This is a genomic window from Mesorhizobium quangtriensis, assembly GCF_040081925.1.
In the GTDB taxonomy this organism is placed as follows: Bacteria; Pseudomonadota; Alphaproteobacteria; order Rhizobiales; family Rhizobiaceae; genus Mesorhizobium_K; species Mesorhizobium_K quangtriensis.
Window position 1 is genome coordinate 536249 of sequence record NZ_JBEBMF010000002.1, and the last position, 19209, is coordinate 555457.

Here is a 19209-nt window from a genome sequence, read left to right on the forward strand (position 1 = left end):
ATCAGGGACTACCGAACAGCATCTCGAAAAAACCGTCCTGCTTTGGCGGCGTCTCGCGTTGCGCAGGCTTGCCCACGTCGCCGCGCGGACGCGGCGGCGCTTCCTCGGTAGCCGACGTGTCGTTCTGCGCCCTTTCAGCTTCAGCGGCACGCCGCTCTTCGGCCGCTCTGCGCGCAGCATCCTGCTGTTCGCTCTCTATCCGAGCCCGCTCGTCCGCCTCAATGCGTGCACGGGTCTCGGCCTCAGTCCGCGCAGCGCGCTCTGCTTCGCGGCGTGCGGTTTCGGCATCCAGCCGCGCCTTCTCCTCGGCCTCGCGCTGTACTCGAGCCGCTTCTTCAAGGCGCGCCTTCTCTTCAGCCTCGGCCTTCGCGGCCGCTTCCGCCTCGAGCCGCGCCGCTTCGGCCGCCTGTTTCGCCGCCTCTTCTGCCGCTAGGCGCGCGCGTTCTTCCGCCTCCTTGCGCGCCTGCTCCTCGGCCTGCAGACGCGCCTTCTCGATCTCTGCCTGGCGTGCCTGTTCCTCGGCCTCCGCCTTCAGGCGCGCCTCTTCCTCCGCGCGGCGCAGCTCCTCTTGTTGCTTTCGCCATTCCTCGACGACCTTGTCGTGCTCGTCCTGCAGGGCAGCGTAGTAGCGAACCTCGCGCCGCAGCCTCTGCTTCTCCAGCAGCGCGGACTGCATGCCCTCGACCCTCGCCTGCTCGATCTCCAGCGCGCGCTGCGTCAGGAATTGCGCCAGCGGTTCGCTGTCGAAACTGCTCGTCGTCGTCGCGAGCGGACCCGTCAGCGTGAACCGCACGGCAGGCTCCGACCCGATCAGCGCCTCTACGCCGGGATCATAGACGATGTCGCCGCTGGCATTCACTTCACCGGTATTGAAATCCGACTGAAGGTTGACGCCGATCTCCGCGGCAGCATTCTTCAATTCGAGCGGAGGAGCGCGCAACACGCCCGCTGCGACTGTAAACGCCACTTCACCGGGATCGGCAGTGAATTTGCCCGAGGATACGAGCTCCGGCGCGAAGCTTGCCGTGCGGGCGACATCGATATCCTTGCCAAACTGGTCCGCCCTCGCGATCAATTCCGGAAACGCAGCGGCATTGACGCCATTCACAACGAGGTCGCGAAAGGCAGCCGTGCCCGAACCGGACAGCGTTGACGCCAAGCCGCCGATCGACTTGCCGCTTGCCGATAGCGCGGTCGAGGCGTCCGCGTTTCCAACGAGACCTGCGTTGTCGCCCAGGATCGCCGGGATGTCCCCACCGGCAAGGCGCATCTGGACGGAAAGCAGTCCGGTGCCGCTATTGTTCTTTATTTCGAAGAGACCCGAGACGTCGCCACCGAAAAGCTTCGCCGACAGGTCCGTGAGCCGCAGCGCCTCGTCGTCCAGCTTGAGCCTCACGTTCGCGTCGTAGGCCGTCAGTCCCGGGCCGGCCGTAAGCGTTCCAGCTGCGACGCCGAGATCGAGCTCGAAGGGCGCCGACACCCGGGGTGCGAAAGGTACGGCGGACCAGGCTTCGCCGGCGCTTTCCAGTGCGTCCTCGCCGAGCACCATCGCCGCCAGTGGTTCGAGGTTCAGTTCGTCAAGCGTGAGCTGCCCAGAGAACACGGGCCTGCCATTCTTTGCGGAAACATTCAGGGCGCCCGCGACCGAACCCTGGTTTACGGTCCCGGTCAGGTCATCGAGAACCAGCACGCCGTTCCCAAAATCGACATTTGCTTCCAGTTCGACGGGCGTTCCAGCGCCCATGGCCGGCAGCGTCGCGCCCGAGGTCATCAGCCAAGGCTCGATGTCGGCCGCGTTAATCCGGGCTTGTCCCTTCAGCGCCGCTCCGGCGTCGGCAAGCCGCGAGGTTCCGGCAAAACCGGCCGAGAAATCGTCCGCGCGAATGTCGATCGAGGTCGCGATGTCGCCCGACAATCTGCCTTTCAGAGAAAAATCGGTTTCGCCTGCGCCGACAACGCCAAGCGGCAGCACAGGCAGGCCATAAAGCGCCAGCAGCTCGGTCGCATCGTCGTTGCGGCCCGAAACGGCGATGGAAATGTCGGCATCTCCGATCCGGTCCGACTGACCTTTGGCCGACAGCGTGGCCGAAAGAGCGGTACCACCCATATTTCCCTGCGCGCTGATCGCCGCGCCGGTACTTCCGTCTCCATTCGCAGCCGCCGTGGCCACAAGGTCCAGTCTGGCATCTTCGAACAAGCCCCGATATGCCAAAGCCCGCGCCTGCAGCGCCTGGACCGCAACACTGTTCGGGAACCGCTCGGAGGCCTCGGCGATCAGTGGCGACAGGTCGACGGCGACAAGCGAGGCGTCAATGTTGCCCGAGGGATTGGCGGGGAAATCGCGTATCGTGCCTGTGGCGCTGACGGTTGCGCCCGCAAGATCGACGATCGACAGCCTATCGATCTCAAGAAGCCCGTCACGCAACCTGACGGCCGCGTCCACCGATTGTGCCGTGAGCCCTGTTGCATCGACCGGCCCAGCCTTGACCTGCAGGTCGAGATCGCCCTCGGAAAAGCGGCTGACGCCGACATCGCTGACGAAAAGCGAGGCGAAAGCGGCAAGGCCATCGAAATCCAGCGCACCGCCTTCAAGCTTCAACACCGTTGAGGGACGGGCGTCCGCCGGCTGGCTGCGCGCCGCCTGTCCCCGAAAGACCACGCTGCCCAGCGCAAGTTCGAGATCGGTGAACGATTGCCGCTGCTGCGTGAGATCGACATTGGCCTGAAAACCTGCGGACGGCAGCCGACGGATCGGCTCGTCGACATCGCGCGCGACCCAGGACGCAAAGCCGGACGGCTGGCCGATTGCCAGAAGCAGTGAGCCCTTGAAGCCGAACTCCCCCTCTGTCCTCAGCAGCCCGTTCGCCTCGAGCGTCGTGCGCCCGGGCAGCGTCGCGTTGAGTGCCTTCAGCGTCCAGCCTTCACCGGCAGGCTCCGCCGAGAGCCGGACATCGCGGATGGTCGTGTCGCCGGCCACCACCGCCGGCAGGTTGACCTCCAGCGTACCCGGTATCGATGGTTTCGGCAGATCGAGCAACGTCTCGTGAAGTGCCGCGAGCCGCTGTGACAACGACAGGCCACCGGCAGCGGCATTGTCTCCGAGCGCCTCGTCGAAACGCACCTGCGCGCCGTCGAGGGTGACCGCAAAACGCGGTTGCGCCCCGAATTCGATCGCACCCCTGCCGTCCGCCGAATAGGGATTGTCGATCGGTCCGGTCTCGAACCGGAACGACTCGAAGGCCAGCTTTTCGCTATCAAGGTCAAACTTGCCCTTGATCCGAAAGCCCGGCCCCTGCGCCGACGCCGCCGTCGCGGAGGCCTTGTCAGCCTCCGCCGCCTGGCGCGAGGCCAGCCTGAAGTCGCCGGCATATCGCGCCGAAGCGCCTTCCTCGAACCGCACGTCACCGTCGAACTCCAGAGACACCTGATGAACCTCAGGCTCGACCTGCACACGCAGCCGCATCGCGCCGTTGTTGACCCGGCCGGCATTCACGACGACGTTCGAGCGCAACCCGTCGGCCCGCATCGTTCCCGCCATCCGCCAGGGGCCTGCCAGCGATTTCGCGGACAATTCCGTGTTGATCTCCGTCAACCGGTGAATCCTGCCGCTTGTCGCATGGTGAATGCTGACCTGCCCTTCGGTGATGGTCAGCTTTTCGATCGAAATCTGGCTTGCGTCGAAAGGCGTGGACGGCCTGACCGCCCAATCGATAGCCCCATCGGAAGCCACCTCGATGACAGCCTTCGGCCGCACAAGCCGCATGTCGAAAATCCGGAACTCGCCGCTGAGCAACGGCGCAAGTTCGGCATCCATTGAAAACGTCTCGGCAGTCATCGCCGGCTCACCACCGCGTCCGCCGCCGACTTCAACGTCGGAGAAGGTAACGGATGGAAACGGAAGGATTGTTGCCTCGGCTTCGCCGTGTACGATCACTTTGCGGCCAAGGATCGCGCTCGCCTCGCGCTCGAAATCGGCACGATAGCTTGACCAATCGACAAAATAAGGCCCCACCAGCGCCGCGGTGAGCGCCAGCACAAAAAGCCCCCCGAAGATCACGAACAGTCGTGCCAGCATTAGGTCCGAAGGATGTGCCTGAAACCAGCGCCAGTTTAACCGTTACAGCGTGTCGATAAAGTGGCGATTTCAAAAGAGTTTCAGGAGCGGCGCTGCGGCCAGATCTTGCCTGGATTGAAAATGTTGTCCGGATCCAGCGCAGTCTTGATCGATCGCATCAGATCGACACCTTTGGATCCCAACTCGCCTTCGATGAAACCGATCTTGCCCTGCCCTATCCCATGCTCGCCCGTGCAGGTACCGTCCATGCGTTGGGCGCGCGCGTTCAGGCGCGCACAGAATTCCTCGGCCAGTTCGATCTCCTTCGGATCATTCGTATCCATAAGGATCATGGTGTGGAAATTGCCGTCTCCGGCATGCCCGACAATCGGCGCGATCAGACCAAGCTCTGCGATATCGCCTTCGGTTTCGGCGATGCACTCGGCAAGCCGCGAGATGGGCACGCAGACGTCGGTCGAGAGACCACGCGCGCCCGGACGCAGCGTCAACGTCGCCCAGTAGGCGTCGTGGCGCGCCTTCCACAGCTTGGCGCGCTCCTCGGCAACGCTGGTCCAGATGAATGGTCCGCCGCCGAATTCGGCCGCGATCTCGCCGAACGACTCTGCCTGCTCGGCAACGCTTGCGTCGCTGCCGTGAAATTCCACGAACAGACAAGGGCTCTCGGGATAGTCGAGCTTGGAGTAGTTCTTGAACGCGCGCATTTGAAGTGCGTTCACCAGTTCGATGCGCGCCACCGGTATGCCCATCTGGATGGTCGCGATGACAGCCTCGCTGGCCTGCTCGAGGGTCGGGAACGGGCACACACCGCCGGAAATAGCCTGTGGAATGCCGGCGAGTTTCAGGGTTAGCGAGGTAATGATTCCGAGCGTTCCCTCGGCGCCCACGAAAAGCCGTGTCAGGTCGTAGCCTGCCGAACTCTTGCGCGCCCGCTTGCCGGTATGGACGATGCTGCCGTTCGCAACCACGGCTTCCAGCGACAGGACATTCTCGCGCATGGTCCCGTAGCGCACCGCATTGGTGCCGGACGCCCGCGTCGAGGCCATGCCGCCGAGCGTCGCATTGGCGCCGGGATCGATCGGGAAGAACAGGCCGGTATCGCGCAGATAGTCGTTGAGCTGATGCCGGGTCACGCCCGGCTCCACGATACAGTCCAGATCCTGCGGGTTGACCTCGATGATGCGGTTCATCCGCGACGTGTCGACCGAAATGCCGCCGCCCGGCGCGTTGACTGCTCCTTCGAGCGAAGTGCCGGCGCCGAAGGCGATGACGGGCACGCGATACGCCGCGCAGGCGCGCACGACCTCCTGCACCTCAGCGGCGCTGTCGGGAAACACCACGCCGTCGGGAGCTTGGTTCGGGATATAGGTGGTTGTGTGTGCATGCTGCTCGCGGATTGCCTGCCCGGTCTGGAACCGTTCGCCGAAACGCTGTTTCAGGATGCCCAGCACGGCGGCGATGCCCGGCTCATTGCGTTCGACGATGTTCAGGTCGCTCAGAGCCACTGATTCCTCCGCTTTTCGGACAGCGCGGCGCTTGTCGTGAGGTTACGGACGGGTAGTGTCACGCGCGCATCTTGTCCAGCGGCTCAGGAACTAGAAATGATCGAAATAGCCTCGCCCTTCGTATCCCGCGTCATCGAAGTCGAAAAGGACTGGATCGACTATAACGGCCACCTGAACATGGCCTACTACAACGTCATCTTCGATCGCGGCGGCGACGACGCGGCCGAACTGGTGGGTCTTGGCGCAGCCTACGCGCGGGAGCGACGCCTCACGACCTACACCGCCGAGGTTCACGTCTGCTACGTCAGGGAATTGCACCTGGGCGACAGGGTCACGGTGACCTTCCAGTTGCTGGACCATGACGAGAAGCGCTTTCACGCCTATCAGGAAATCCGCCACGAGGAAGGCTGGCTTGCCGCCACCTCGGAAAGCCTGACCCTGCATGTCGACATGGCCGGGCCGAAGGTCACGCCTTTTCCGCCCGACATCCTCGCTAACATGGAGGCTATGCGCGCCGCCCACGCTGCCTTGCCACGGCCGGAAAGAGCTGGCCGCTCCATCGGCATCAAGCGGAAAGCCTGACTGCCGCCTGCCCGCCCTATAGCGGACCGGCAACAGTCGCCAGAAAAATTAACCTTAATGAACGGTTAATGCGCGGATGACACTTCTCCGCGATTGCTAACGAAGCTCGACTCGTCAGAAATCACCCCCGCAGTGTGCGCCCGGTAACAGACCGGGCCGAAGCGGGGCTTGATGAAACAGGATATCGGCGCGGTTGCGCATCGATTGGCCGACGATCAGCGCATCAGCGACTATGATTTCTGGCGCGCGCTGAAAAACCTGAACAACGAGATCTACAGGATCGCGGACGACCGTCAGCCGATCCCCATGGAAATGATCCGCTGGCGGGCCATCATCAAGCAGGCCCGCTCCCGTCGCGGTGTCCCCTGCTGACGAACGTCGGTCACACGACTTTGAGGTCTGGGCCAAGTTGCCGGAAAAACATCATTATTGTATGCTTAACCACGACCTACTAATAGAGCTTGTATAGACCTATCGTGGAGGGGTCACATGGAATTCAACCGCCGTGAAGTAATCTTCGGCGCGACGGCAGTCGTCGCCGGGGCAGCCGGCATACTTCCCGCATCAGCCCAGAAGGCTACGACGGGAAAGAAGACGTCCTGGTTCGCCGGAACCGCAGTCGACAACGGGGTCACGTTCAAGACGACGAACTTCGCCGTTATCGACAAGCAGTGGCACAAGCAGATGGTGAAGTATAAGTCGTCGGAGCCGGCAGGCACCGTCGTCGTCGATACGCGCCATCATTTCCTTTACCTGATCATGGAGAACGGTACCGCCATCCGTTACGGCGTCGGTGTCGGGCGCGACGGCTTCCAATGGTTTGGTCGCGCCAATATCGACCGCAAGGCGTTGTGGCCGAAATGGACGCCTCCGCCGGAAATGCGCAAGCGTCAGCCCAATCTTCCCGAATTCGTGGACGGCGGCGCACCGACCAATCCTCTCAGCGCCCGGGCACTTTACCTGTTCGATGGCGGCGACACGGGCTACCGCCTGCATGGAACGCTTGAGCCGGGCAGCATCGGCAAGGACGTCTCCTCGGGCTGCATCCGCATGTTCCCGGAACACGTCATTGATCTCTACCAGCGCTGCCCGCTCGGCACCGCCGTGCAGGTTCTCCCGCACATTGCGGATCGTGCTCCTCCTGCCGACGACGTTCAGAACGGATGAGCAAGAATCTGATGACATTGTTTCCGAAAATCATACAGGCCGGCGTATTCGCCGGCCTTTTAGCGTTCGCCAGCGCATGTTCGACAACGGACAGCGGCGGCCTCACGCCATCCAACCCGTCTGATACGTTGCCGAACCAGGCTGGTGGCTATACGGACGACGTGGCCGCCGGATTCGAGAATGTACAGCCTGGCTCGGAGCAGGATTTTATCCTGACGGCCGGCCGGCGCATCTACTTCGCGCAGAGTTCAGCGGCGCTGGACGATACGGCCAAGGCGACGATCAACAACCAGATCGCTTTCCTGCAGAAATATCCCAAATGGTTCGCCAAGCTGCAGGGCTTCGCCGACGATCCCGGCAACAACCAGCAGCTTTCGCAGCAACGCGCTGACGCCGTCATGAACTACATGATCGCCGGCGGCATAGCTCCCGGACGTCTCTGGGCCAAGGGTTACGGCAAGGACCGCGAGGTGCGATCCTGCTCGGAGCGCGCCTGCAAGGTGCAGAATCGCCGCGTCGTCACCAATTTGCGCCTGCAGCGCGAAGACTGATTTTTCCGGCTTAAGCCGACACAAAAAACGCGCCGTCAGGCGCGTTTTTCTTTTTCGGACGGCGGACGGTATCCCGGCTTGAGCCTGAACACTTCTGGTCTTTCGGTCCCGAATCACTACATTCGGAACAAATGGTGGACTTTCCCGACGATATGCCCTTCTTCGACGAGGAGCCGTTTCATCGCCGCGAGGCCGTGCATGTCCCGCCCGCGCGCCAGCCTTCGGGAATTGCCGCGCGCGCTATGGCCGCGAGGCATGGCCGGCCAGAACCTCTGGATTACCTAAAAGGCCTGAATCCCGAACAGCGACTGGCCGTCGAGACGACAGAAGGCCCGGTGCTTGTGCTTGCGGGCGCCGGCACCGGCAAGACGCGCGTGCTGACCACCCGCATCGCCCATATCCTCGCTACCGGTAGGGCCTATCCGTCGCAGATTCTCGCCGTCACCTTCACCAACAAGGCGGCGCGCGAGATGAAGCACCGCATCGGCATGCTGATCGGCGAGGAGAACGTCGAGGGCATGCCCTGGCTAGGCACCTTCCACTCCATCGGCGTCAAGTTGTTGCGCCGTCATGCCGAAATGGCGGGGCTGAAAGGCGACTTCACCATACTCGACACAGACGACGTGATCCGACTGCTGAAGCAACTCATCCAAGCCGAAAACCTCGACGACAAGCGCTGGCCGCCGCGTCAGTTCGCGATGATGATCGACGGCTGGAAGAACAAGGGCCTCGGCCCGGACCAGATTCCGGAAGGCGATGCGCGCAGCTTCGCCAACGGCAAGGGCCGCGAACTCTTCCGCGCCTATCAGGAACGGCTGAAGACCCTGAACGCATGCGACTTCGGCGACCTTTTATGCCATCCGATCAGGATCTTCCGGGAAAACCCGGATGTGCTGAAGGAATACCACCGCAAATTCCGCTACATCCTCGTCGACGAGTATCAGGATACCAACACGGCCCAATATCTATGGCTGCGCCTGCTGGCGCAGCGCCCCACTGGCGAACCCGTCAACATCTGCTGCGTGGGCGACGACGATCAGTCGATCTACGGCTGGCGCGGAGCGGAGGTCGACAACATCCTGCGCTTCGACAAGGATTTTCCGGGCGCGACCATCATCCGGCTGGAGCGCAACTACCGTTCGACCGCGCATATCCTCGGCGCAGCCTCCCATCTCATTGCCCACAATGAGGGTCGTTTCGGCAAGACGCTCTTCACCGACCGCAACGAGCCCGAAGACGGCAAGGTCATGGTGCACGCCGCCTGGGACTCGGACGAAGAAGCGCGAGCCGTTGGCGAGGAGATCGAGCAGGCGCAGCGACGCGGCCACAACCTGAACGACATGGCGATCCTTGTGCGCGCCTCGTTCCAGACGCGCTCCTTCGAAGACCGTTTCATCGAGATCGGTTTGAACTACCGCGTCATCGGCGGCCCGCGCTTCTACGAGCGGCAGGAAATTCGCGACGCAATGGCCTTTTTCCGGGTCGTGGCTCAGGGCGCGGACGACCTCGCTTTCGAGCGCATTGTCAACGTTCCCAAGCGTGGTCTTGGCGAAGCGACGATCCGCCAGATTCACGACACGGCGCGCGGCCTCGGCGTACCCATGCTGGCCGCCGCCGGAATCCTTGCCGAAAGCGACGAGCTGAAACCAAAGCCCCGCGCGGCTTTGCGCGAGGTCGCCGCCAATTTCGCCCGCTGGCAGGCCGCGCTCGAAAGCACCCCACACACCGAACTCGCGGAGACGATCCTCGAGGAGTCCGGCTATACCGACATGTGGAAGAACGACCGTTCGGCCGAAGCGCCGGGCCGGCTCGAAAACCTCAAGGAACTCATCCGCTCTATAGAGGAATACGAGTCGATGCGCTCGTTCCTCGAACACGTCGCGCTGGTCATGGACGCCGAGCAGAACGCCGAGCTCGACGCCGTCAACATCATGACACTGCACTCGGCCAAGGGGCTCGAATTCGACACCGTCTTCCTCCCCGGCTGGGAAGAAGGCCTTTTTCCGCACCAGCGCGCACTCGATGAAGGCGGCCGTTCCGGTCTGGAGGAGGAGCGCCGCCTCGCCTATGTCGGCCTGACGCGCGCCAAGAAGCACCTTCACATATGGTTCGTCTCGAACCGGCGCATCCACGGCCTCTGGCAATCCACCATCCCTTCGCGCTTCCTCGATGAACTGCCCGAAGCGCATGTCGAAGTGGCCGAGGCCGGCAACTCCTACGGCGGCTATGGCAACCCCTATGGCGGCGGAGGTTTCGCGGCCGGGCGCGGAGGCGGCCGGCAGAACCCCTACGGCGCGTCGCGTTTCGACAATGTCGGCAGCGGCGGCGGCGCCTTCTCGAACACCTACGCCACGCCCGGCTGGGCCCGCGCGCAGGCCAACCGCAATGAATCGACGGACCGCAACTGGGGCACGCGCTCCGGCCATCAGGTCGAGCGCATCGGCTATGGGGAAACCGACAGCGGTTACGGCGCTGGCCGTACCTCGGTGAAATCGCGCACGATCGACGGCGAACTCGTCGCCAAGTCCGTGTCGGACACGCCCTCCCCCTTCAAGATCGGCGACCGCGTCTTTCACCAGAAGTTCGGCAACGGCAATGTCGCCGCGGTCGAAGGCAACAAGCTAACCGTAAATTTCGACAAGGCCGGCCAGAAGAAAGTGCTGGACGGGTTCGTCCAGGCGGCGTGACTTCCGTCTCCACCGCCAGCACGCCACGATTGCGTCGCAAAAAATCCTTGATTCGTTGACACCAATCCCTTGGGGTTAGGGGTCGCGATCCGCTCGCGAACAACATCAGACGGGCTTAGCCCGCACTATCGGGGACGAGACAAAGGGTTGGTTAACCATCTTTGTCCACAATTCACGCTGTCGGCAGTGAGCCGGCGTCGGCCATCCAGGCTGCGCCTTCCCATGTCGATGGTGTGGTCTGTCAGGCCGCGCCCGGTATGCGTTGAGAGAGACGGGTTGCATGGCGTATCTGCGTGACGGGATGGGGGACAACCATCCGCAAGTCGGTTCCGGCCGCTTCCCGGCCATTCTGCTGAATACGTTGCGTTGGGTTGCCGTTCCCTGCATCGGCATCGCGGTGATCGGCTGGTCGGCTGCGACCGTCGCCAGCCTGCACGCCGCAGGCACCATCTCGCGCGCCGGCGGTTTCGAGCAGGCCAGCCTGTTCCTCCAGCCCAAGCTGCGGATCGAAAAGCAGTCCGCGACAGGCAAGACCACCCTGCTCGCTGCCGTCGGTCAGGCACAACCGAAGGAGCATTTTACCCGTTCGATTCCCGAAGCGCAGGAACCTTCGCCGCCGAAGGCTGCGGAAGATCCCTTCGCGAGGGTCGTCCTCGAAGCGAAGCTGTCCCGCGAAAAGCTGCTGACGGCGTTTGCGGGAGCCGGCATGGAGATCGCGTCTCTCGAACAAGAGGCGGTGGCAGACGTGGACATGCTCGCGATGCCGAGCGCCGAGCGTTTTCTCGGGCTGGCGCAGGCCTCTGAATTCAAGCAGGACGCTGAAGAAGCCGCCGATCCTTTCTCCACGATTGCACTCGGCCAGACCGGCCTGAATGTCGAACTCGCATACGCTTCCACGGAGGCAGGTCCGATTGAACCGATGCAGCTTGCGCTGGCGTCCCTCGACCTCGACCCTGTCGATACCGACGCCTATATCGGCATGTCGGCCGAAGATATGCCTGACAGCGTAGAAGCGCCGCCGGCGAGGCCATCCATAAAGCCCGCGAAGGACACGGCCAGGGATACGGCAAAGCCGAAGCGAGAGCCTGCGGAAGTCGTCGAGGAGCCCGCCGCGCCGAAGCGCAAGCTTCGCAATTCCGATCGGGAAGACTCCCAGCAGATGATGGCATTCGCCCGGCCCGACAAGCCGGCGGTCGGCGCGTTCAAGAACCTGTTCAACACGCCGAAGGCAGGCAAGGGCGTGGCGATCTACGACATCTCCGCGGCCGTGGTTCACATGCCCGACGGCACCAAGCTCGAAGCTCATTCGGGCATTGGCAAGATGGCGGACAATCCGAAATTCGTTCACGTCAAGATGAACGGTCCGACGCCGCCGAACACCTACAAGCTGTCGATGCGCGAGAAGCGCTTCCATGGCGTTGAGGCGGTCCGCATGACGCCGATCGGCAAGGAAACGATGCATGGCCGAGACGGCATACTCGCACATTCCTACCTTCTACGCGGCGGACGCGCGGAGTCCCACGGCTGCGTCGCCTTCAAGGACTACAACCGTTTCCTGAAGGCCTTCAAGCAGGGCAAGGTCACCCACATCATCGTGGTGCCCAGCCTTTCGAAGATGCCGAAGGTCCAGCTCGTCTCGAACGGTCGCGACACCTAATCTTCCAAGCGCTTTGGCAGATCGAGGTTTGTCGCGACGCTGCTACTGTCGCAATTCCTTGAGCTTTTCGGCTGCGGTCGCCGCGAGATCGGCGTAGCGGGCCTCCAGCGCTGTCGCCTTGTCGACAACGGGAAAATCATGGCCCATCGCCTCGAGTGCAGCCCTCAGCTTTTCGATGAACTGCGCCTGCCTCTCGAGCTCGGAAAACAGCGCCTTGACCTGATCCAGGCTGATGTCGGGATCGTTCAGCACCTTGGGCACGGCCTTGAGCATCTTGTCGCCAGACTGGATTTCGTCATCCAGTATTTTCAGCCAGTCTGTCACAGGTCTGTCGCCGCTTTGCCGAACTCGGCAGCTCGAAAGCGGAATCGGCCATCCGAAAGTCGCCGCATCATGCGACGACCGCGCGCATTGCATCTTCACTGTCGTGGTAGACGGGACGTGCGATCGTGCTGGGCAGCATGTCGATCAGGAGATGGACGCGCATGACATCGCTTTTGTTTTCGACTGAATGCACGACCACATTGTTCAGGTCATAGAGGTGACCCGGCTCGAGAAAGAACCTGCCGCCCTGTATGATAAAGGTGACATCCTTGTGAGTTACGAGAGGCACATGCAAGCGATGGATCATTGTCAAAATTCCTACATCGCGATGTGGCGTTATGATCTGCCCCGGTGGGAGTTCCGCCAGTTGCACCCGGATCGGATGGCAGTCCGGAAACGCCGGCTTTACAAATATTTGAATTACCGCCTCAATCTCTTTGAACAGGGGACGATTCACATGTCGCAAGACATTGAGGGTTCCTGTCTGGATTTCATCGACCGGTCGTCTTTTGGAAAACGCTGGTTTGTCATTGTAGAAAAAGACCGCATTTCCGGGCCTAGCACCTGCGAGTGCAACACGGCTCTCACGATCAATCAGCCAGAAGGAATCAGGCTGCGCCTTCATCACTTCAAGCAGCTGCGTGATGTCGGCCGAGCCGTATTCCTTGAGTGGAACGCCCAAATCCATTATTGCCCTCCTAGGCAGTGCCGTCGCATCGTCATCAATCCCATTCGATGCGCCCCGATCAATCTAATTCAGAAATTTCTGGCGAGAAAGGCGCAGATACTAAGCGCTGCCGGCCTCCAAACGCTGAAATGATAGGTATGTTGCCTGACCGGAAAACAATGTGTACCGGGAAGCCATCGCTACGCCCTAGAAGGCTAAAGTGAAGCCGTCAGCACGCGCCGCTGGACTGCCCCAAAGCGCCGACCGGAGATAACAATGACCAAGGCCATCGCCGACATACCAGCCCTTTCAGCCGGCCGCGCCGCGGTGATCACAGGCGGTGCAAGCGGAATAGGTCTAGCCGCAGCCACCCGACTTGCACAGGCCGGTATGAAAGTCGCACTCGCCGATCTTGGCGGCACAGCACTAGACGCAGCGACAGCTCAGGTCATACAGGCATCAGGCCGTGCGGAGAATGTGCTTTCCGTCGCCTGCAATGTCGCGAATCCTGCCGATCTCGCCGCGCTGGCCGACAAGGCTTTCGCAAAATTCGGTGAGGTGTCGTTCCTGATGAACAATGCCGGCGTCGGCAACAATCCGGGCAAGCCGTGGGAAAATCTCGATGCCTGGAAGCAACTGATCGATATCAACTTCTGGGGCGTGGTGCACGGCGTTCAGGCGTTCGGCGAAAGAATGCTGGCGCAGGGCAAGCCGGCCATCATCGTCAACACCGGCTCGAAGCAAGGTATCACCACGCCGCCCGGCAACCTCGCCTACAACGTCTCCAAGTCGGCGCTGAAGACCTACACCGAAGGGCTGTCGCACGCGCTGCGCAACGAGCCCGGCGGCATGATATCGGCCCATCTGCTGATCCCGGGCTTCACCTTCACCGGCATGAGTGGCGGCGTCGGAACCAAGGCACCCGGCGCATGGACCGGCGAGCAGGTCGTCGACTTCATGCTCGACGCCCTCAAGCGTGGCGACTTCTACATCCTCTGCCCGGACAACGAGACGGAGCGGCGCACCGACGAGAAGCGCATGGCATGGGCAGTGGGCGACATCATCGAAAACCGCCCTGCCCTGTCGCGCTGGCATCCGGATTACGGCGGAGCCTTCGCTGACTATATGAAAAGCTGAGCTTGTCAGCGTTCGGACCAGCGCTCCAGGAATTCTTCGATCGAAAGGCTCTGCATGTCGGGGATTGCGTCGGCCAGCTTCGCGACCGGCCAATCCCACCATGCGGTAGCTTCTATGCGATCGGAGATTTCCACGGAAAAACGCCGACGCAACCTGCGCGCCGGCGTGCCCGCCACGATCTCAAAGGCGTCGATATCTTTCGTGACGACGGCGTTTGCCCCGACAACCGCGCCATTGCCGATCGATACTCCCGGCATGATGACCGCGCCGTGGCCTATCCACACGTCGTGGCCGATGCGGACCTTCCGCCCCTGACGCCGCGCCCTGAAATCCGCATCGACGCCCAACCAGCGGAAATATTCGTTCGGCCGGTAGCTCACCTTATGCTGCGTGATGCGCTCGATCGGATGCTCCAGCGCATTGATGCGCGTGTTTGCCGCGATCGAGCAGAACTTGCCGATCTCGGTGTAGATGGCCTCTGCGTTGCGCTCGAAATAGGAGAAATCGCCGACGGAGACTTCGCGCAACACCACGCGCTCGCCAATCGCCGCATAGCGCCCGAGCCGGCAGGATTTCAGCTCCGCCGTCGGATGGATGCGCGGCTCCGGATCCTTGAATCGAAGGTCGTCAGGTCTGTCCATGCCCCGGCTCTACGCCGGCCGCGACGAAGCGGCAAGCGCACCTTACTGCGGCTTGCCCTTCGTCCAGACCACATTCTGGTTGAACAGCGGCACGGTGGTCATCGACATCTTTGCCGAGCCGTCCTGCACCTGCCGGGAGTGAGCGAGGTAGATCAGCGTGTCGTTCGCCTTGTCGTAGATGCGGTTCACCACCTGCTCCTTCCAGATCAGGCTGATGCCCTGCTTGAAGATCTCTTCGCCTCCCTCGCCGAGCGCGATGTCGCCGATCTTGATCGGTCCGGTCTGCTGGCAGGAAATCGCCGTGTCGGAAGGATTCTCGAACCAGTTGCCCTTCTGCAGACGATCGATCACGCCCCGGTCGAAATAGGAGACATGACACGTGACGCCCTCGACCTCCGGGTCCTTGATCGCTTCGACGACGATGTCGTTGCCCAGCCAGTCGACTCCGACCTCGCCCACCTGCTGTGCCGCCGCCGGAGCGGCTGCCGTCAACGCGCCAATCGCAACAAAAAGAAGTATGCGCATCGAAGTCTCCCGAATTGCCTGGCGATGAATTGGGTTCTGGATAGGCATCGTGCAAGCCGTGCGCGGCATCATGGCTCTTTTTTGTGCCGATGCGCCACGTTATATCTAACGAATGAAGCAGTTCTCGCACCTGCCGGCCGCAAACATCGCGAAGATCGCCCTCGGCGTAGCTCTGCTTGCCGGTGCGACAGGGTTGGCGTTTGCCTCGTGGATCGACAAGGGCGCTGCCATTTTCATGACGAGTGTCGAGGCCGGCCTGGCCTGGTGCTTCTGACAAAGCCTATAGCGACCGGGACCCCCTCATGATGCGTTTCGTGATTTCCGGCATTCTGGTGCTCATGGCCGCCGTGATGGGCGTGATCGCCTTCCAGTGGTACCAGATGCGTTTTGCCACGACCGCTTATGGCGCGTCTTTCACGCTGGTCGACCAGAAGGGCCAGCCGATCACGGAAGCCGCTTTCCGGGGCCAGCCCAGCGCGGTGTTCTTCGGCTTCACGCATTGCCCCGAAGTGTGCCCGACCACGCTTTTCGAAATGGACGGGTGGCTGAAGCAGCTCGGCGACGAAGGCAAGGGCATCCGTGCCTATTTCGTGACCGTTGATCCCGAGCGCGACACCGCAGAGATCATGGATCGCTATGTCGGAAACGTCTCCAACCGCATCACCGGCATCACGGGCGAACCCGACAAGGTTCACGAGATGGCGAAGTCGTTTGGCATATTCTGGCGGAAAGTCGATCTGGAGGGCGGCGACTATACGATGGATCACACGGCTTCGGTCTTGTTGCTGGACGGCTCAGGCGACTTCTTCGGTACGATCGCATACGAAGAAAATTCCGACACCGCGCTCGCCAAGCTGAAGCGCCTCGCGGCCAAAGGCTGATGCCACAGACGCGCCTCCACGTCGCGACGGACGCAGCCGCTGCCGACCGGCTGTTTCCCATTCTGGAAGCAGCCTTCGAGGAAGACGGCCTGCCGCTTTCGCTGTTCGACCTCGACGAGGCGAACGGCATAAAGGAAATCTCGCTTTATGCCGATGGTGAAGTGGATGCGGCCGAGCAACGGTTGCGCGCCATCCTCGACGACATCGGTATCGCAACTCCGATTGAGCGGGAAACTCTTCCCGATATTGACTGGGTAGCAAAGTCGCTTGAAGGCTTGCAGCCCGTGCGCGCCGGCCGTTTCCTTGTCCACGGTTCGCACGACCGGGCCAAACGCAGGCCCGGCGATCTGGCGATCGAGATCGAAGCCGGTCTGGCTTTCGGCACCGGCCATCACGGAACGACTTCGGGCTGTCTCGAAATGATCGAGATGGTCGCCCGGCGAGAGAAGCCACAAAACGCTCTCGACCTCGGAACCGGCAGTGCGGTCCTAGCGATCGCGCTCGCCAAGCTTTCGCATATTCCGGTCCTCGCGACCGACATCGATCCAGTGGCGACGACAGTCGCACACGAAAACGCGAAGCTGAACCATGTTTCGCGATATATCGAGACCAGTACCGCGGCCGGTTTCCACGACCCGATCTTTGCCCGGCGCGCTCCATTCGACCTTATCGTGGCCAATATCCTTGCGCGGCCGCTGATGCGCATGGCGCCAGACATGGCGCGTTCCGTCAGGCCCGGAGGATCTTTGATCCTATCGGGAATTCTGGAGCGCCAGCGAAACGCCGTTCTCGCGGCCTATGTGGGCCAACAGTTCAGGCAGGTGCGCACGCTCTGGCGCGAAGGCTGGGTGACCATCCACCTGAAACGCTGAACGCCCACTACCGGTGGCACAAGCGGCACGCGTTGCAACCCATCGTCCGCGGCATTAGATTCGCGCCCCTGTTCCCACGCCAAAGCGGGTCTCCATGTTCCAGGATTTCGACGAGGTAAGCGACCCATCCAAAGGCAGGGAGCGTGTGTCGCGCCTGCGCGAATGGCTCGCTGAAAAGGGGTTGGACGGCTTCATCGTACCCCGCGCCGACGAATATCAGGGCGAGTACGTCCCCGCCCATTCCGAACGCCTCAAGTGGCTGACGGGGTTCTCTGGTTCCGCCGGTGTCGCGATCGTGCTTGCGAACCGGGCCGTCATCTTCGTCGACGGACGCTATACGCTGCAGGTGCGCGATCAGGCCGACCCGGAAATCTTCGCCATCGAAAGCCTGATCGACAATCCGCCGGCCAAATGGCTGAAGGAAAATCTGCGCGCCGGAACCCGGCTTGCCTACGATCCCTGGCTGCACACGATCGGCGAGGTCAAGGCGCTATCGGAAGCAGCCGAAAAAGTCGGCGTCGAGCTTGTTCCCGTCTCAATCAATCCGGTCGACGCAATCTGGCCAGATCAGCCCAAGCCGCCGCCGCAGCCCGTCGAAATCCACCCCATCGAGTTCGCGGGCGAACTCGCCAAGGACAAGCTCGCCCGCCTTGCCGCAGCAATCGCCAGGGAGGGCGCAACCCACGCGGTGTTGACGGACCCATCCTCCGTCGCATGGGCTTTCAACATACGCGGCTCAGACGTACCGCACACGCCGCTCGCTCTAGGCTTTGCCGTGCTGGCTGCGGAAGGCCCGCACCTGTTGTTCATGGACAAGCGCAAGCTGCCGATCCGGACGGAAGCCTATCTGACGCAACTCGCCAACCTCCGGACGCCATCGACGCTGGAGGCCGAGATCACGACGCTGGCGAAGGGCGGCGCGAAGATCGCGCTCGACCCGGTTCTTGCGGCTGAGCGGCTGCGCATGCTGATCGCCGAGGGCGGCGGGAGCGTCGTCAAGGCCGCCGACCCGGCGCGCATCCCTCGCGCGACCAAGAACAGCGCCGAGATCGCAGGCGCTCGGGCCGCGCACCGCCGCGACGGCGCCGCCGTGGCCAAGCTACTCTGCTGGCTCGACCGGCAGCAGCCGGACACGCTGGATGAGATCGCCGTGGTGACGAAGCTGGAGGAAATGCGCCGCGTTACCGGCGACGAAACCCAGATGCCCCTGCGCGAGGTATCATTCGCGACAATCGCGGGTGCCGGACCAAACGGCGCGATCATGCATTACCGGGTGTCAACCGCGAGCAACCGTCCCTTGAAGGCCGGCGAACTGTTCCTGCTCGATTCCGGCGGCCAATATCAGGACGGTACGACAGATATCACCCGTACCGTCCCGATCGGGGAGCCTACGCTGGAAATGCGGACGCGCTACACGCTAGTACTCAAGGGACTGATCAACATCTCTCTCCTGCGCTTTCCCGCGGGGACCAGAGGCGCCGACATCGATGCTGTTGCGAGGCTCGCTCTGTGGAAGGACGGCCTAGACTACGCGCATGGAACGGGTCATGGCGTCGGCTCCTATTTGTCGGTCCATGAGGGGCCGCAGAGGATTGCCAGGACGGGCATGGAGAAGCTGCTGGACGGCATGATCCTGTCCAACGAGCCGGGCTACTACAAGCCTGGCAGCTACGGCATCCGTCTGGAAAACCTGATCCTCGTGACCCCCGCCGAAAACCTGCCGGACGGCGACATCGCCATGCACGGCTTCGAGACGCTGACGCTGGCGCCCTTCGACAAGCAGATGCTGCGAACGAGCCTGCTCACGCGCGACGAACTGCACTGGCTCGACGAATACCACGCCCGCGTGCTTTCCGAGATCGGGCCGATGGTCAATGGCGAGGTGCTTGCCTGGCTCGAAAACGCCACCGCTCCACTGCCCCGCGATGAGAAGGACTGAGG

At 62.3% G+C, this 19209-nt stretch carries 17 protein-coding genes; 11 read left to right on the forward strand and 6 right to left on the reverse strand.

Annotated elements, in window-relative coordinates; genetic code table 11:
* Position 1 precedes the first annotated feature (1 nt).
* Both ABMA32_RS11335 and ABMA32_RS11340 read right to left on the reverse strand, forming a co-directional pair.
* On the reverse strand, positions 2-4075 hold the full coding sequence (locus tag ABMA32_RS11335) for an AsmA family protein (protein WP_349013865.1): 4074 nt from the start codon (positions 4073-4075) through the stop codon (positions 2-4).
* An 80-nt stretch (positions 4076-4155) separates the two neighbouring features.
* On the reverse strand, positions 4156-5577 hold the full coding sequence (locus ABMA32_RS11340) for an FAD-binding oxidoreductase (RefSeq protein ID WP_349013866.1): 1422 nt from the start codon (positions 5575-5577) through the stop codon (positions 4156-4158).
* 99 nt (positions 5578-5676) lie between these two features.
* On the opposite strand from ABMA32_RS11340, the gene ABMA32_RS11345 reads away from it, so the two are divergent.
* The 6 genes from ABMA32_RS11345 (at position 5677) to ABMA32_RS11370 (ending at position 12221) form a co-directional block, all read left to right on the forward strand.
* A complete protein-coding gene (locus tag ABMA32_RS11345) occupies positions 5677-6159 on the forward strand; it encodes a thioesterase family protein (RefSeq protein WP_349014721.1) in 483 nt (160 codons plus the stop codon).
* Between the two features lie 171 nt (positions 6160-6330).
* Entirely contained in the window at positions 6331-6531 is a 201-nt protein-coding gene (locus ABMA32_RS11350; RefSeq protein ID WP_292764333.1) for a hypothetical protein, read from the forward strand.
* A gap of 117 nt (positions 6532-6648) precedes the next feature.
* Positions 6649-7326, forward strand: coding sequence for a L,D-transpeptidase (locus ABMA32_RS11355; RefSeq protein ID WP_349013867.1), 678 nt, complete (start codon positions 6649-6651; stop codon positions 7324-7326).
* Complete coding sequence (locus tag ABMA32_RS11360; protein WP_349013868.1) at positions 7323-7877, forward strand: OmpA family protein; 555 nt, start codon at positions 7323-7325, stop codon at positions 7875-7877. Before ABMA32_RS11355 ends, ABMA32_RS11360 begins: the two co-directional genes overlap by 4 nt.
* 131 nt (positions 7878-8008) lie before the next feature.
* Positions 8009-10564 (forward strand): ATP-dependent helicase, encoded by a 2556-nt coding sequence (locus ABMA32_RS11365; protein ID WP_349013869.1) that lies wholly within the window; start codon positions 8009-8011, stop codon positions 10562-10564.
* Positions 10565-10844: 280 nt separating this feature from the next.
* Positions 10845-12221 carry a DUF2778 domain-containing protein gene (locus tag ABMA32_RS11370; RefSeq protein ID WP_349013870.1) on the forward strand — a complete coding sequence of 459 codons (1377 nt, stop codon included), beginning with the start codon at positions 10845-10847 and terminating at the stop codon, positions 12219-12221.
* A 42-nt stretch (positions 12222-12263) separates the two neighbouring features.
* On the opposite strand, the gene ABMA32_RS11375 is transcribed toward ABMA32_RS11370, so the two are convergent.
* Positions 12264-12545: a hypothetical protein gene (locus tag ABMA32_RS11375; protein WP_349013871.1), complete on the reverse strand. Its 282-nt coding sequence runs from the start codon at positions 12543-12545 to the stop codon at positions 12264-12266.
* A 67-nt stretch (positions 12546-12612) separates the two neighbouring features.
* A complete protein-coding gene (locus ABMA32_RS11380) occupies positions 12613-13233 on the reverse strand; it encodes an aspartyl/asparaginyl beta-hydroxylase domain-containing protein (protein ID WP_349013872.1) in 621 nt (206 codons plus the stop codon).
* Between the two features lie 255 nt (positions 13234-13488).
* Here ABMA32_RS11380 and ABMA32_RS11385 point away from each other — a divergent pair, with 255 nt between their 5' ends.
* Positions 13489-14349 carry an SDR family NAD(P)-dependent oxidoreductase gene (locus tag ABMA32_RS11385; protein ID WP_349013873.1) on the forward strand — a complete coding sequence of 287 codons (861 nt, stop codon included), beginning with the start codon at positions 13489-13491 and terminating at the stop codon, positions 14347-14349.
* A gap of 5 nt (positions 14350-14354) precedes the next feature.
* Here the strand turns inward: ABMA32_RS11385 and ABMA32_RS11390 are convergent, their stop codons facing one another.
* A complete protein-coding gene (locus ABMA32_RS11390; protein WP_349013874.1) occupies positions 14355-14990 on the reverse strand; it encodes a DapH/DapD/GlmU-related protein in 636 nt (211 codons plus the stop codon).
* 42 nt (positions 14991-15032) lie between these two features.
* Entirely contained in the window at positions 15033-15515 is a 483-nt protein-coding gene (locus tag ABMA32_RS11395; RefSeq protein WP_349013875.1) for a CreA family protein, read from the reverse strand.
* A 112-nt stretch (positions 15516-15627) separates the two neighbouring features.
* On the opposite strand from ABMA32_RS11395, the gene ABMA32_RS11400 reads away from it, so the two are divergent.
* The 4 genes from ABMA32_RS11400 to ABMA32_RS11415 all read left to right on the forward strand — a co-directional run bounded on the left by ABMA32_RS11400 (position 15628) and on the right by ABMA32_RS11415 (position 19207).
* Complete coding sequence (locus tag ABMA32_RS11400) at positions 15628-15789, forward strand: hypothetical protein (RefSeq protein ID WP_349013876.1); 162 nt, start codon at positions 15628-15630, stop codon at positions 15787-15789.
* A gap of 28 nt (positions 15790-15817) precedes the next feature.
* A complete protein-coding gene (locus tag ABMA32_RS11405) occupies positions 15818-16396 on the forward strand; it encodes an SCO family protein (protein ID WP_349013877.1) in 579 nt (192 codons plus the stop codon).
* Positions 16396-17268 carry a 50S ribosomal protein L11 methyltransferase gene (locus ABMA32_RS11410; protein ID WP_349013878.1) on the forward strand — a complete coding sequence of 291 codons (873 nt, stop codon included), beginning with the start codon at positions 16396-16398 and terminating at the stop codon, positions 17266-17268. Before ABMA32_RS11405 ends, ABMA32_RS11410 begins: the two co-directional genes overlap by 1 nt.
* Positions 17269-17362: 94 nt before the next feature.
* Entirely contained in the window at positions 17363-19207 is a 1845-nt protein-coding gene (locus ABMA32_RS11415; protein WP_349013879.1) for an aminopeptidase P family protein, read from the forward strand.
* Positions 19208-19209 lie beyond the last annotated feature (2 nt).

Coding starts and splice junctions, on each gene's coding strand:
- ABMA32_RS11360 (WP_349013868.1), top strand. CDS start 7,323: ATGAGCAAGAATCTGATGACATTGTTTCCGAAAATCATACAGGCCGGC.
- ABMA32_RS11335 (WP_349013865.1), bottom strand. CDS start 4,075: ATGCTGGCACGACTGTTCGTGATCTTCGGGGGGCTTTTTGTGCTGGCG.
- ABMA32_RS11410 (WP_349013878.1), top strand. CDS start 16,396: ATGCCACAGACGCGCCTCCACGTCGCGACGGACGCAGCCGCTGCCGAC.
- ABMA32_RS11355 (WP_349013867.1), top strand. CDS start 6,649: ATGGAATTCAACCGCCGTGAAGTAATCTTCGGCGCGACGGCAGTCGTC.
- ABMA32_RS11350 (WP_292764333.1), top strand. CDS start 6,331: ATGAAACAGGATATCGGCGCGGTTGCGCATCGATTGGCCGACGATCAG.
- ABMA32_RS11395 (WP_349013875.1), bottom strand. CDS start 15,515: ATGCGCATACTTCTTTTTGTTGCGATTGGCGCGTTGACGGCAGCCGCT.
- ABMA32_RS11385 (WP_349013873.1), top strand. CDS start 13,489: ATGACCAAGGCCATCGCCGACATACCAGCCCTTTCAGCCGGCCGCGCC.
- ABMA32_RS11370 (WP_349013870.1), top strand. CDS start 10,845: ATGGCGTATCTGCGTGACGGGATGGGGGACAACCATCCGCAAGTCGGT.
- ABMA32_RS11390 (WP_349013874.1), bottom strand. CDS start 14,990: ATGGACAGACCTGACGACCTTCGATTCAAGGATCCGGAGCCGCGCATC.
- ABMA32_RS11405 (WP_349013877.1), top strand. CDS start 15,818: ATGATGCGTTTCGTGATTTCCGGCATTCTGGTGCTCATGGCCGCCGTG.
- ABMA32_RS11380 (WP_349013872.1), bottom strand. CDS start 13,233: ATGGATTTGGGCGTTCCACTCAAGGAATACGGCTCGGCCGACATCACG.
- ABMA32_RS11400 (WP_349013876.1), top strand. CDS start 15,628: ATGAAGCAGTTCTCGCACCTGCCGGCCGCAAACATCGCGAAGATCGCC.
- ABMA32_RS11365 (WP_349013869.1), top strand. CDS start 8,009: ATGGTGGACTTTCCCGACGATATGCCCTTCTTCGACGAGGAGCCGTTT.
- ABMA32_RS11415 (WP_349013879.1), top strand. CDS start 17,363: ATGTTCCAGGATTTCGACGAGGTAAGCGACCCATCCAAAGGCAGGGAG.